The organism is Vibrio sp. OPT24 (assembly GCF_015163545.1).
Classification (GTDB): Bacteria; Pseudomonadota; Gammaproteobacteria; order Enterobacterales; family Vibrionaceae; genus Vibrio; species Vibrio cyclitrophicus.
The window spans coordinates 371936-385914 of sequence record NZ_JADDYI010000048.1; the positions used below are offsets into that span (position 1 = coordinate 371936).

A 13979-nucleotide genomic window follows, 5' to 3' on the forward strand; every position below is an offset into this window, starting at 1 on the left:
CTGCAGATTAGTCAATGGAAGAATGTATTATGTCTGAACTTCATATTAGCCGCCCTAAGATATCTACATCGCAGATCAACCCTGCTGTATCTCTGTCTATTATTGTGCCTTTTTACGATGAGCAAGAGGTGTTGGAAGAGTTCCACTCTAGGCTCACTAAAGTTCTTGATAGCTTGCCGATCACGAGCGAGATCGTTTATGTCGACGATGGAAGTAAAGACAACAGCTTGGAGTTGGTGAGTTCATTCACTTCAATCAATAGCTCAATTTCTGTTATCGGTTTAAGCCGTAATTTTGGTAAAGAATCAGCGATGAGCGCAGGCCTTGAGCACTGTCGTGGACAAGCGGTGATTTTGCTAGACGCTGACTTACAAGATCCACCCGAACTGATCCCGCAAATGATTGCCAAGTGGCGCGAGGGTTATGACGTCGTCAATATGCAGCGTAGCCAGCGCGACGGTGAAACATGGTTTAAGAAGTTTTCAGCAGCGAGCTTTTACAAAGTAATGAATGTGGCTGCGAAGATCGATGTTCCTGAGAATGTGGGTGATTTCCGACTGTTAAGCCGAGAAGTTGTCGACCATATTAATCAACTTCCAGAACGTAACCGTTATATGAAAGGCATTTTCTCATGGCCGGGTTTCCGACAAGCAACGCTCCAATTTAAGCGTGATGCTCGCTTCTGTGGTGAGACCAAATGGAACTACCTGAAGCTTATTGGATTGGCGATGGATGGCATTACCTCGTTCTCAATTCGACCACTGCGCCTTGCTACAGCATTGGGTGGCTTAGTCGCGCTGACTGCTTTTGTGTATGGAATGGTCATCGTGTTTAAAACCATGATGTTTGGTGAGCCAACCACGGGTTATCCATCAATGATGGTCGTACAACTGGCTCTTGGCGGCATTCAACTCCTGAGTATTGGTTTAATGGGGGAGTACATAGGTCGTATTTTCATTGAAACCAAGAATCGCCCTCTTTATCTGATCCAATCGGTGGTCGATACCCCTGCATTAAAAACACATTTTAAATTAGAGGAGTCAGCATGAGCCTGAACCGAACACACCTATGGTATTTGTTGGCTTTTGCACTGATTTTAAGACTTTTATCTTTGGCGACATACCCGTTAATGGACACCACCGAAGCGCGCTACGGGGAGATGGCTCGCTTGATGGTTGAAACTGGGAATTGGTTAACGCCTCAGTTTGATTACGGCATTCCTTTCTGGGGCAAGCCACCGTTGTTCACATGGATGAGTGCGGCTGGTATTGAGTTGTTCGGCCTGAGTGAGTTTGCTGTGCGTGCTCCGCATTGGTTAGCTGGTTTTACGACGATTTTGCTGGTTGCGTACATGGCTAAGCGAACCGGTCAAAGTGCCTTGGTCGCTGCAGTTGTATTGGCGACATGCGGCATTTTCTCTATCGCGGCAGGTGCCGTCATGACAGACATGGCATTAACGTTAGCTATGACTATTGCGATGCTGGGCTTTTACTTATGTTGGCTAGGTGGAGAGGATTGGGAAAGAGAAGGAAGTCCGCAGCCTAATGGAGTTTTGTGGGGCTATGTCGGCTTTATTGGGTTAGCACTAGGTCTGCTTGCAAAAGGGCCTGTTGCAATTGTCATTATGGGGATCGCTGTATTCCCTTGGTTGGTTTTACAACACGGCTTGTTTGGTGCTTTTAAAGTACTTTGGCAACGCTTTCCATTGTTGTCTGGCTTAGGTGTGATGCTAGTGATCGCTTTACCTTGGTACATCATGGCCGAAATGGCAACACCGGGTTTTATTGATTACTTCATTGTTGGCGAGCACTTTAAGCGTTTTGTGGTGAGTGGTTGGGAGGGAGATTTATACGGTTCTGCACATGATCAAGCGAGAGGTATGATCTGGGTATTCTGGATTCAAGCTGCTGTCCCTTGGTCGCTTGTATTACCTGTATTGGCGTTTACTCGACGTAAGAAAATTGCAGAGATTAATGCCAAAAATCGTGGGTTATTTTCCTTCCTTGTGTGTTGGTTAATTTCACCTCTGATTCTTTTTACTATGGCGGGAAATATTCTTCCCGCTTATGTGTTGCCGGGTATTCCAGCCCTTGGTTTACTGGTCGCGATACTTGTTGTGGAAAAAGATAAGAAGTGGTTTTCGAGCGTAGCTTTAGTTCTGCCAGTGTTGCTGATGATTGCGATGGTTTACCTAAACTTAGGTAAGGCGAACGAGAAGAGTGACCGTATTATCTTCGAACAGATCACCGATTCAGCGCCAAGTTTTTATGTAGGAAAACGACCGTTCTCTGGGCAATTTTATAGCCAAGGACAAGCGAAAAAGCTACTTGATGTAGAGCAACTAGACGGAATCGACAAGTTCTATTTGATAGGTAAAAGGGTGGAAGTAGAAACCAAGATTAAAGACAACGCGTTAACCTGTATTTTGGAACCTACGGTGAAAATAAAACGCGCTTTGTTCAGCTGTCATAGCCAAGCGAGCAAACCAACTTTGTCGTTGAGTCATATTAAAAGCCAAAGTGATGTTCAGCGTTAACTCAGGGCTACGAATGCTCAATAACAAGCTGCAGATACACAGTCAAAGGCTGCAGTCCCATCACAAGATGGTTCGGTTCGCAGTGGTTGGTGTTGGCGGTTTTGTTGTTGATTGCTTAGTGTTTGCATTGCTGCATTACGTCTTTGGAGTCCCCCTAATGATTGCACGAATTGGTTCTTTCATTGCCGCTGCAACGACCACATGGTTTGGTAATCGCGTGCTTACTTTTGGGTTTAGAGGGCAGGGTAATTGGTCTGAAAAATTGATTCAGTGGCAAAAATTCATGTTTTCGGCATCGATATCTGCAGTACCTAATATACTGTGCTTCAAACTAATGACGGGTCTGCTTCCCCCTATTACTGGGGTTGTATTTATCGCAATGGCCGTCGGCACCTTGGTTGGTATGGTGACTAACTACCTGTTCAGTCAATATTGGGTATTTACTCGTTAGGCAAGTAAATGGAAGGCAAGCCATCCAATGACTTGCCTTCCATTTAAGGTGATTGCTAAGCGAGGAGAACGGTAGCTTTGACTCTGCTATTTTCCTGTGTTTGCCCGTTTGGGCTGGGTTTGTTTTGTTTTAGCGACTTCTAACTGCCAGTTTTTGATTGTGTAGCAAATTAAACCTAAACAAAGCCCCCAAAATGCGCTGGCGACTCCGGCAAAGTTAATCCCAGATGCGGTCAGTAAAAAAGTGAATAACGCCGCTTCTCTATGTGTTTCATCCGAAAGTGCGGTTGTTAAGCTGTTAGCCAATGTCGGTAGCAAAGCTAGCCCAGCGATAGCTACGATGATGGATTGAGGAACAGACGAAAACAGAGAGACAAAGGTTGTTCCGAATACTCCTGCCAATAAATAGAAACCGCCTACAGCTAAAGCCGCTTTGTAGCGGCTCTTCGGGTTCGGATCCGCGTTTGGGCTCATACATATTGCCCCTGTCAGTGCCGACAAATTAAAAGCAAAACCGCCAAATGGCGCAAGCAATAAACCGGTAACGCCTGTTGTGGTTATAATTCGAGATGCTGGTGGGTTATAACCATTGGCTTTTAATACGGCGAAACCCGGTAAGTTCTGGGATGCCATTGTCACAATAAATAGGGGAATCCCTACACTCAATAAAGATGACCAGTCAAAATCGGGTGTGATGAACATAGGTTGAGTCAGCGTTAAGTTCACATTCGATAAATCCAACTTTCCCGCGATGCCACTCATCATGGCTGCGAGTAGTAGAATAAAAGGTATCAAAAGATTCCCAAACCTAGGTTTAGCGAGAATATAAGCGGCTAGCATAGTGCTGATGATGACAGCTTCTTGAGACATAGAAGAAAACATTCCGATGCCAAACATCCACAACACACCCGCTAACATTGCAGAGGCGATTGACGTAGGTATTCGCTTAAGAAGTGTTTCAAAAACCCCTGTTAGACCTGTAATGGTGATGAGGAGCGAACTAAATAGGAAGATCGCGACGGCTTGTTCTACGGTGAGTCCATCCAGCGATGAGATGAGTAAAGCCGCACCCGGTGTAGACCAAGCCGTCACAATCGGTTGCTTATATCGCCATGACAGTAGAAGAGTTGACATGCCCATACCTATTCCAAGTGCCCAAAACCAAGATGCAATTTGCTCTTGATTCGCGCCAGCACTGCTAGCAGCTTGGAAAATGATCGCCGCCGCACTCGCATAACCGATAAATACTGCAATGAAACCAGTACTGATGTGAGAAAACTTAACTTGATCCATATTCACCACTCTCGTTGTGCGTTATAACATACATAGGAGTAACTTAGCACTTGTGCGTTATAGCGCACAAGTGCTATTTGTATAAACTTGTTCGTAATAGCTATTCGTAACAATTTAATATACGAGCAAACTCAAATAGGTAGATGAACGAAAACATGTCGAAAAACGTGAATACAGAAGACCGCTTGAATGTAATGGGTAGCCTGAATGCCGAAGGTCGTTTGAAAGCAGATGAAGTTTCGAATGCAGGAGAAGCTTTAAGTGTACAAAATAACTTGAACGTGAAAACCGAATTGCAGGTAAGCCAAAATCTAAAGCGGATTCGTAAAGAAAAAGGATGGAGCCTCGATGCGACCGCGAAAGCGACTGGGGTAAGCAAAGCTATGCTTGGTCAGATTGAGCGTGGTGAGTCTAGTCCAACGGTCGCAAAACTATGGCAAATAGCTACTGGGTTTAATGTGTCATTCTCAAGTTTGATTTTGCCTTCTTCAAACAACGAACTGGTGAGCTTGTTCCGAGATGCGAATATATTACGCGACGAAAGCTTGAAGGACGGTTTCTCGGTAAGTGTTGTGTTCCCTTTTGAGCCATCTGTAGGCTTCGAATTGTATGAGCTTAGGTTGGCAGAAAACTATCAACATTTCTCTGAACCTCATAGTGCCGGTGTGACGGAGCATATTTTGTGTATTTCAGGTCAAATGGCGGTTTTCTTTGATGATAGTTGGCATGAGTTAAGCTCGGGACAAGCCGTTCGTTTTAATGCAGAACAGCGTCATGGTTATAAAAATACAGGGCAAGAAAAAGCCATTTTCCACAATATTATCCATTACCCTAATCAATGGCAGCGGTCATAGTTGGTGGTACTTAAGATAATGTCGTCATGTTTCAAGATACAAAAAAGCGCAGCTAAATAGCTGCGCTTTTTATTAATATGATAACCAAGTAAATGAAGTCGCTATAGCTATATTAACGCTGTGTTGCGCGTTGGCGATTCTTGCCGTTACTCGCAGGTTTACCACCTTGACCATTGCCCGCTTTACTGCGGTTTGGCTTGCTATTTCCGCCGCTATTGCCTTGCGATTGCTGGCTACCAGGGGCTTTTTTGATGAAGCCAGTCGCTGGTTTATTACCATTACCGTTCTGTTTTCCGTTGCCCTGATTGCCGTTGTTTTGGCTACCTGTTGGCTTCTTACCACCCGGTTTAGGCTTATTGCCACCAGGCTTAGAATGGTTACGTGGGCTTTCGCCGCCAAGACCCGGTTGAGCTTTACTGTGCTTAGTTGCAAAACGTTGTGAGCCGTGACGACCAGATTTACGACGTTGTGCCGGTGTTTGCGTATCAAAGTCTTCTGCGGGTACTAGGCAGTTTGCTTTGTCACCAATTAGGTGCTGTTTACCCATGCTGATCAGCGCTTCACGGATGATTTTCCAGTTTTCAGGATCGTGGTAACGAAGCAGGGCTTTATGTAGACGACGTTGACGATCACCTTTCGGTACAGGAACATCTTCACGCTTTTTATATTTCACGCGTTTCAGAGGGTTAGTCTCTGAGTAGTACATCGACGTTGCATTACACATTGGCGATGGATAGAAGTTCTGTACTTGGTCACACTCGTAGTTGTGCTTTTTAAGCCACATTGCAAGGTTAAGCATATCTTCATCTTCTGTGCCCGGGTGAGCAGAGATGAAGTAAGGAATTAAGTACTGTTTCTTACCGGCTTCAGCGCTGTACTTCTCGAACATCTCTTTGAAACGATCGTAAGTGCCCATACCCGGCTTCATCATCAGATCCAGCGGGCCTTTTTCAGTATGCTCTGGAGCAATCTTCAAGTAACCACCAACGTGGTGAGTCACAAGCTCACGAACGTATTCTGGAGATTCAATCGCTAAGTCGTAACGTACACCAGAAGCGATCATGATCTTCTTAACGCCCGGTACTTTTCTCGCAGAGCGGTACAGGTCGATGGTGTGTTGATGGTCTGTGTTTAGCTTTTCACAGATTTTCGGGAACACGCATGATGGACGACGACAGTTAATTTCTGCTTTTGGATCTGAACAACCTAAACGGTACATGTTCGCCGTTGGGCCGCCCAAGTCAGAAATAGTACCTGTGAAGCCCGGTACTTTATCTTTAATGTCTTCGATTTCATCCAAGATAGATTCTTTCGAACGGTTCTGAATGATACGACCTTCGTGCTCTGTGATTGAACAGAAAGAACAACCACCAAAACAACCACGCATGATGTTAACCGAGGTTTTGATCATGTCGTATGCAGGGATTTTCGCTTTGCCGTACATAGGGTGCGGAACACGCTTATAAGCAAGGCCAAACACGTAGTCCATCTCTTCTGTGGTCAATGGAATTGGCGCTTGGTTAACCCAAAGTTCGCGATCTCCGTGACGTTGGATTAGAGCTCGACCTGAGTACGGGTTTGTCTCAAGGTGCAGAATACGGCTAGCGTGAGCGTAAAGAATACGGTCATTGTTTAGCTTTTCGTAGCCTGGGATACGAACCGCTGTTGTTTTTGCATCGTGGCGAGAAGGACGAATCGTAATAGGTTGTGCTTTTACTTCTTCTTTTTCGTCTTTCTTGGTATCACACTGCGTTTCAACTTCGTATGGGTTAACCGGAACATACGCTTTGTTCGGTTTTTCGATACGAGAAGAGTCAATGATCTTGAAGCCTTCAGGGGCTGCAGCAATATTGATTGCAGTACCACGGATATTCGTTAGCGTAGACATGTCTTCGCCATCAGCAATGCGGTGCGCGACTTCAACCAGTGCACGCTCAGCGTTACCAAAAAGAAGAATGTCAGCTTTTGCATCAAACAATACAGAGCGACGAACTTTATCTGACCAGTAATCGTAATGAGCTACGCGACGTAAGCTTGCTTCAATACCACCAAGCACGATTGGCGTGCCTTTGTAGGCTTCGCGACAACGCTGAGAGTAAACCAGAGTTGCACGGTCAGGACGTTTACCACCTTCGTTATTTGGCGTGTAAGCATCATCGTGACGTAATTTGCGATCAGAGGTGTAGCGGTTGATCATGGAGTCCATGTTACCCGCGGTGATGCCGAAGAATAGGTTAGGTTTTCCTAGCTTCATGAATGCATCTTTATTATCCCACTTAGGCTGGGCGATAATGCCGACGCGGAAACCTTGAGCTTCAAGAAGGCGGCCGATGATAGCCATACCAAAGCTCGGGTGATCGACATACGCGTCACCTGTTACAATAATAATGTCACAGCTATCCCATCCAAGAGCATCCATCTCCTTTCTACTGGTCGGTAAAAAGGGTGCAGTTCCGTAGCACTCGGCCCAGTATTTTTTGTGTTCGTGAATAGGAGTGATATCGCTGTACATATTTCAACCTCTGATTTTTGAGGCGGGAATTATAGCGGCATGAGACTAGACTAGCCAGTAGAACATGCCCCTGTTAGTTCTGATGTCTTTCGTCATTTTGGTCATGTAACTGACAAAAGAGCCATACAACATCATAGTTTAAGCTTTGAGTAACGTCGCTAATTTGTGATTTTGATTAGTGTTCGCAGCAGTTTTTGATATTATTCGGCGAAAATAAGTCTGAATAAGTAGATCCACAATGGTCGAAACGTTATTAGTACAATTTGCTCCGATGCTTCTAGGAGCCCAACTGATCTTAACTCTCATCTTGGTGAAAGGAGATATCTGCCCAGGACAGCGTGGTCGTATCCACAAGATGTTACCTGCGATTGGCGTGCTTTGGCTTGCTGTTGCTTCTGTAAAAATTGAAGCCTTTCTGGTCGTGTTCGCGATCTTTTATTTCTATTCTCAAGTTCAAACCAAGAAGACTCGCGATTCTGGTCCTATCTGGGTGATGTACTTGGCCTGTGGTTTAGCGTTGTCATATGTTGCTATACAAGCGACTGAGCAAGCAACCGCTGTTGGTATCATTACTACTTTGCTGCTAGTGGTACTGTTAGGAGCAGCGTTTGGCCATCTACTACTGACGATTGCAAGGACACGGTTGCAGGCATTTCATCGAGTGCTTCCTGTTGTGGGCGTGCTAACCGGTATGTTGGTAGTACTGGCGACCGTCGTGAGTGTTTACTCTTTGTCTGAAGCTCAATTAGAACCTGTGATTTCCACTTTGCTATTTAGTTTTGCTTTGTTGATCTCCTCAATCGTGGTGTGGTGTTGGCATTTACTGTTCGCAAGAACGCCTGAAAAGCTTCAACTGAGTATTTCGTTGTTGATGTTATTGGTGGCCGTTGTGGGTTTAACGCCAGTTTGGGCGCTTTAATCACGCACTTTCATTAATTACGTATTCTTGTTAAGAAGTGTGATCTGTTTTTTAGCGTGACGTTGGTAAGCGTTCTAAACTTAACTCTAGTCAGTGTGTTCGTAAGGAGTACGAGATGGATTTAAGCAACGTCAAAGGTTTCGATAGCATTATTTTGCTAGGAATCGTTAATGAAAAACTTCGCCTAGAATGCGATAGCTTTGAAGAGCTGATCAGCATGTATGAAATGGATACAGAAAGTGTTGTGGGCAAGCTCGATATGCTTGGCTATCAATACGATCCATTGACTAACCAGTTTAAGTCTTACTCGAGATAAGCTAAAGATTAGCGCATCTTTTATCGAAAATGACATGCATCGCGTGTTGTGGGTGTTGAGAGAAAAAAAGTCACAGATTATCTGTGACTTTTTTGTTTCTGACGAATCGATCGAGCTTAACTTAGCCATAAATCATCTTTAAACGACCTCTATGCCATCTAAGTGACTCTTACTTTGCTGTCTTGCCGTGCTAAAGAAAGCTTGCAGGTAACGTTTATCTTTCTCAGAGTTTCTTACCGCTGCGAACAGTCTTCTTGATAGTCCTTTGCCTAATGGCTTGCTGGCAATCAGCCCTTGTCTTGAGAATTCACTGATCGCCCAGTTTGGTAGAGCCGCTACTCCCAAACCTGCTGATACCATTTGAACTAGCATTAACGTGTTGTCCGCTTGTTTCCACTTTTTAGGTTCTACACCCGCAGGCTGTAAAAAGTGCTTCACGACATCTAAACGCTGTTTTTGAACAGGGTAGGTGAGCATGGTGAGATCGCTAAGATCTTGCGGTTCAATGCTCGCTCTTTCTGCCAAAGGTGAGTTGATTGCGGTGATCAAACGCATCTCAAAATCAAAGAGTGGTTCGTAGTGAACCTCAGAGCGAGGCTGTATATCAGAGGTGATCACCAAATCTAGCTCGCCTGCCATTAGCGCGGGTAGCGGCTCAAACCCAAAGCCTGACGAGAAATCTAGCGTTACGCTTGGCCAAGCCACTTGATATTCCTTCAAAGCAGGCATTAACCATTGGAAGCATGAGTGACATTCAATCGCCATGTGCAAACGACCATTCACATCCTCTTTCAGGCTCGCGAGTTCGTTCTCCGCTTTAGCTATTCTTGGCTGTATCTCATCGGCAAGCCTAAGCAAAATCTCACCTTCAGAGGTGAACTTAACTGGTCTAGTTTTACGTAGGAAAAGCTGACCACCGATACGCGCCTCAAGGTCTTTCAGTTGGTGAGAAAGCGCCGACTGAGTCAAGTGAAGAGAAGTTGCCGTCGCTGTTAGCGAGCCGCTGTCTCTTAAGGTAGTCAATGTTCGAAGGTGTTTAAGCTCTATCATGAGTTTTCCTCATATTCCCTAAGCCAATTCAATATTTCTTAATAATCACCCTACGGGGTTTTCTTTCATTTGTAAACGTCTAGATGTCCAGATGGATTTGATTTTTTCAGCTTTAGATTATTCAAGATGAATATTTTTAATAAACAAGATGAATATTTGGACGTTGTTCATCGTTCAGATTAGGGAGATAGTTTAGCCATCCAGACGCCTTATAAAGAACTTAAACCATAAGCTAGGCAGTTTGATCGAACACTAAAAATTATTGAATAAGGAACAGGTTCATGACTACGACAACGCATATTTTAGGCTACCCACGTATCGGCGAAAAACGCGAACTCAAATTCACTTTAGAAAAATACTGGCGCGGTGAGATTAGCCAATCAGATTTAAAGCAACTCGGTAGCGAACTAAGAAATCGTAACTGGAATGTACAAGCTGACGCGAATCTTAGCTTTGCAACTGCGGGTGACTTCGCATGGTACGACCATGTATTAACAACGACTTTACTTCTAGGCCACGTACCAAAGCGCCATACTGGTGGTTCTGAAGATGAAAAATCCTTCCCAGATTTAGATACTTTGTTCCGTGTGGGGCGTGGTCAATCTCAGGTTCAGTCGACTTGTTGCGGTGGTACGCATACGTCTAGTGACGGCACTAAAGATAGCTCTGCGGCTTCTGATATGACTAAGTGGTTCAACACCAACTACCATTACATTGTGCCTGAGTTCAGCAAAGACGATTCCTTTGAAGTGAGCTGGCCACAACTGTTTGACGAAGTGAGTGAAGCGATAAAATCCGGGCATAAGGTGAAGCCAGTTTTGTTAGGCCCGTTATCTTATTTATATCTTGGTAAAGAAGTGGAGGAGGGTTTTGATCGTTTATCTCTTCTTCCGCGCCTTCTTACCGCTTACCAAGCAATTTTGGCAAAACTCGCTAAGTTGGGGGTTGAGTGGGTTCAAATCGATGAACCAATTCTTTCTCTTGAGCTTGAGAGTCAATGGGCAGATTCATTCAAGTTGGCGTATCAAGTGATTCAAGGTGATGTAAAACTGCTGCTCACTACTTATTTTGATTCGGTGACTGATACCTTAGATAAGATAGTAGAGCTACCAGTTAATGGCCTACATATCGACTTAGCAGCAGCACCACAGCAACTTGATGAAGTAGTGGGTAAGTTACCTGAACACTGGGTACTTTCAGCAGGGGTGATTAATGGACGAAACGTTTGGCGAGCTGATTTAGCCGCTCAACTAGAGTTACTACAACCAGTGAAAGAGAAGCTAGGAGACAAACTTTGGGTAGCAAGTTCATGTTCACTTTTGCATAGTCCAGTCGACCTTGAGTTAGAAGATTCACTCAGCGATGAAGTGAAGAGTTGGTTTGCTTTCGCGAAACAGAAAGTGACCGAGGTGAGTATATTGGGTGCGGCACTAGACGGTAACCACAATGCTATCTTGGCGTGTGAAACCTACAGCCAGCCGATTGTTGCACGCAAGAGCGCGACTCATGTGAATAAGCCGCAGGTTCAAGCTCGTATTAACACCATTACCAAAACCCTAACCGAGCGAAGTGCTCCTTATGCCGAACGCGCTTCACATCAGTCTGAGGTGTTAGGTTTACCATTATTGCCAACCACAACAATTGGTTCATTTCCACAAACCGGAGAGATCCGTGTTCAGCGTAGTGCTTACCGCACTGGCAAACTGAGTGAAGCGGAATACAACACCGCGTTGAAAGGTCATATTGCGGATGCGGTTAAACGACAAGAAGCACTTGATTTGGATGTACTGGTTCATGGTGAAGCTGAACGTAATGATATGGTGGAGTACTTTGCTGAAAATCTAGCAGGCTTCCAAACTACCAAATTTGGTTGGGTACAAAGTTATGGCTCTCGTTGCGTGAAACCTGCGATTGTGGTTGCGGATATCGAGCGTGAAAAACCAATGACGGTGGAATGGTCGACCTATGCTCAATCTCTGACTTCAAAGCAGATGAAAGGCATGCTAACTGGGCCTGTTACTATCTTGTGTTGGACATTCCCACGTGAAGATATTTCACGCAAAGAGATAACCAATCAACTGGCGTTTGCGTTGCGAGATGAGGTGTCTGATTTGCAAGACGCAGGTATCAACATTATTCAAATTGATGAGCCTGCCATTCGTGAAGGTTTGCCATTGAAAAAGCGTGACCATGCAGAATACTTAGAGTGGGCAGTGGATGCCTTTAAGATTTCAGCTGCGAGTGCTAAACCAGAAACTCAGATTCACACCCACATGTGTTACAGCGAGTTCAACGAGATCATTGATTCAGTCGCTGCGCTAGACGCCGATGTGATTACCATAGAGACTTCTCGTTCGAACATGGAACTGCTGAAAGCGTTTGAAGAGTTCAACTACCCGAATGCGATTGGGCCTGGCGTTTATGACATCCACTCACCAAACATTCCTTCAGAAGAGTGGATTGTTGATTTACTTAAGAGAGCGGCAAAGAAAATCCCAGCAGAACGTTTGTGGGCAAACCCTGATTGTGGGCTGAAGACGCGTAACTGGGCAGAGACAGAAGCGGCACTGGCTAATTTAGTTTCAGCGACTAAAATGCTGCGTAAAGAGTGGGAGTCGGCAGAAGCATCAGCATAATTAAAGCTAGGGTGTTATCGTTCTAAAAACAAAAGTCTGAGAAAAGAAAGGCCTCGCATCTGCAAGGCCTTTCTTGTTTGTTACTAGCTTAACGTTAGAAATCAAATCTAGTTAATGCTCTGACATGTCTCTTTGCTGATTAGCTTTTCAACCATCAGTTGTCCGCGAGTGTTGCGAACCTTAATGTTGTAAGCCAAGCCCATGTCAAGGTTTGCTCTAACTTCAGAGTTGGTGCAGTAGCTGTTAACACTCATATCTACGACTTGGTTTAAAGGCTTAGCACCTTTAGCGTCTTGGTTGTAGATCATCATGATCTCGATAACGGTGTTTTTTGCCAGTACACGCATGACTGACAGTGGGCCATACTCAATCGGCAGGCCGGCAGATAAAACGCCAGCACGGTGTTGCGCCATCATTTCAAGCTGTCTTTGTTGGTCTTGCTCACTTGAAGCACAGCCTGCGAGCAGAGCTAAAGCCAGAGAGCCAATAATCCATTTTTTCACGTTAAAATACTTTCTTGAATGGTTTTACAATGACATTTTGGTAGACACCTGCCTCAATGTACGGATCTGCGTCTGCCCATACCTGTGCGTCCTCTAAAGAATTAAACTCAGCAATTACAGTAGAGCCAGTGAAGCCGGCTTCACCAGGGTTGTCTGAATCAATCGCAGGCATTGGGCCAGCAGTCAAAAGTCGGCCTTCATCGTGAAGTGTTTGCAGGCGTTCTAGATGTTGTGGGCGAACACTTAGGCGCTTTTCTAATGAATTTTCGACGTCTTGAGAAAAAATCACGTACCACATATTGGTATATCCTTATTTTACTTCACTGAATTGGGGGCGTTTAAATTCGCTATCTTGCTAATTTACGCGAACTAATTGGTATTGGAAGAGCTAATGATAAGAAATTGTGAAATGGTGCGAGAGAGAAGTATGGTCTTTAGCGATTTCATTCGTTGAAACTAAAGACCGTCTACATTAGCAGCTTGGTGAAAAGTACTATTTATTGATCGGGCGAGGCTTACCACCCTCATCGACAGCAACGTAGTTGAACGTTGCTCCACAAACCTTATATCGGTCGCCGATGCCGTGATCAAGTACAGGCTTAACCCACACTTCTAGGTCGATATTCATCGAGCTACGGCCAATCTTGGTGCAGTCACCATAAACACACACAACATCACCCACTGAAACCGGCTGTTTGAACTCAATACTCGATACTGAAACAGTGACAATCTTGCCGTTAGAGATCTCCTTCGCCAGTATGCCGCCAGCAAGGTCAAGCTGAGACATTATCCAACCACCGAAAATCTGGCCTGCTGCATTGGTATCAGAAGGCATCGCCAATGTGCGAAGAAGTAAAGAACCAATCGGGTTCAAAGTTGATTGAATAGTCATTGTTGTACTCTTAATGGT

At 44.8% G+C, this 13979-nt stretch carries 13 protein-coding genes; 7 read left to right on the forward strand and 6 right to left on the reverse strand.

Annotated elements, in window-relative coordinates:
• The first annotated feature begins 29 nt into the window (after positions 1-29).
• From IQO02_RS11450 to IQO02_RS11460, 3 genes are read left to right on the forward strand one after another with little or no spacing between them, the layout of a single operon-like run.
• Positions 30-1049 (forward strand): glycosyltransferase family 2 protein, encoded by a 1020-nt coding sequence (locus IQO02_RS11450; protein WP_016783856.1) that lies wholly within the window; start codon positions 30-32, stop codon positions 1047-1049.
• Positions 1046-2536, forward strand: coding sequence for an ArnT family glycosyltransferase (locus IQO02_RS11455; protein ID WP_016768381.1), 1491 nt, complete (start codon positions 1046-1048; stop codon positions 2534-2536). The genes IQO02_RS11450 and IQO02_RS11455 overlap by 4 nt, the downstream gene beginning before the upstream one ends.
• Positions 2523-2987, forward strand: a complete 465-nt coding sequence (locus tag IQO02_RS11460) for a GtrA family protein (RefSeq protein ID WP_016783858.1) — start codon at positions 2523-2525, stop codon at positions 2985-2987. Before IQO02_RS11455 ends, IQO02_RS11460 begins: the two co-directional genes overlap by 14 nt.
• Before the next feature lie 86 nt (positions 2988-3073).
• Here the strand turns inward: IQO02_RS11460 and IQO02_RS11465 are convergent, their stop codons facing one another.
• Entirely contained in the window at positions 3074-4279 is a 1206-nt protein-coding gene (locus IQO02_RS11465; RefSeq protein ID WP_010437969.1) for a benzoate/H(+) symporter BenE family transporter, read from the reverse strand.
• A gap of 143 nt (positions 4280-4422) precedes the next feature.
• On the opposite strand from IQO02_RS11465, the gene IQO02_RS11470 reads away from it, so the two are divergent.
• Positions 4423-5133: a helix-turn-helix domain-containing protein gene (locus IQO02_RS11470; RefSeq protein WP_010437972.1), complete on the forward strand. Its 711-nt coding sequence runs from the start codon at positions 4423-4425 to the stop codon at positions 5131-5133.
• Between the two features lie 112 nt (positions 5134-5245).
• On the opposite strand, the gene IQO02_RS11475 is transcribed toward IQO02_RS11470, so the two are convergent.
• Positions 5246-7645 (reverse strand): YgiQ family radical SAM protein, encoded by a 2400-nt coding sequence (locus IQO02_RS11475; RefSeq protein WP_080573666.1) that lies wholly within the window; start codon positions 7643-7645, stop codon positions 5246-5248.
• A gap of 238 nt (positions 7646-7883) precedes the next feature.
• Between IQO02_RS11475 and IQO02_RS11480 the strand changes: the two genes are divergently transcribed.
• The gene (locus IQO02_RS11480) at positions 7884-8564 is read left to right on the forward strand and encodes a hypothetical protein (RefSeq protein WP_016768378.1); all 681 of its coding nucleotides are present in this window, start codon (positions 7884-7886) and stop codon (positions 8562-8564) included.
• 115 nt (positions 8565-8679) lie between these two features.
• Complete coding sequence (locus tag IQO02_RS11485) at positions 8680-8880, forward strand: DUF4250 domain-containing protein (protein WP_010437991.1); 201 nt, start codon at positions 8680-8682, stop codon at positions 8878-8880.
• Between the two features lie 138 nt (positions 8881-9018).
• Here IQO02_RS11485 and IQO02_RS11490 read toward each other — a convergent pair whose 3' ends face one another.
• On the reverse strand, positions 9019-9930 hold the full coding sequence (locus tag IQO02_RS11490) for a LysR substrate-binding domain-containing protein (protein ID WP_016768377.1): 912 nt from the start codon (positions 9928-9930) through the stop codon (positions 9019-9021).
• 281 nt (positions 9931-10211) lie between these two features.
• Here IQO02_RS11490 and metE point away from each other — a divergent pair, with 281 nt between their 5' ends.
• Positions 10212-12566: a 5-methyltetrahydropteroyltriglutamate--homocysteine S-methyltransferase gene (metE, locus tag IQO02_RS11495; protein ID WP_016789268.1), complete on the forward strand. Its 2355-nt coding sequence runs from the start codon at positions 10212-10214 to the stop codon at positions 12564-12566.
• Between the two features lie 107 nt (positions 12567-12673).
• Here the strand turns inward: metE and IQO02_RS11500 are convergent, their stop codons facing one another.
• The 3 genes from IQO02_RS11500 to yciA form a co-directional block, all read right to left on the reverse strand.
• Positions 12674-13069, reverse strand: coding sequence for a GspS/AspS pilotin family protein (locus IQO02_RS11500; protein WP_010437997.1), 396 nt, complete (start codon positions 13067-13069; stop codon positions 12674-12676).
• 1 nt (position 13070) lies between these two features.
• A complete protein-coding gene (locus tag IQO02_RS11505; protein WP_010437999.1) occupies positions 13071-13367 on the reverse strand; it encodes a YciI family protein in 297 nt (98 codons plus the stop codon).
• Between the two features lie 195 nt (positions 13368-13562).
• Positions 13563-13961, reverse strand: coding sequence for an acyl-CoA thioester hydrolase YciA (yciA, locus tag IQO02_RS11510; protein WP_010438001.1), 399 nt, complete (start codon positions 13959-13961; stop codon positions 13563-13565).
• Between the last annotated feature and the right edge of the window lie 18 nt (positions 13962-13979).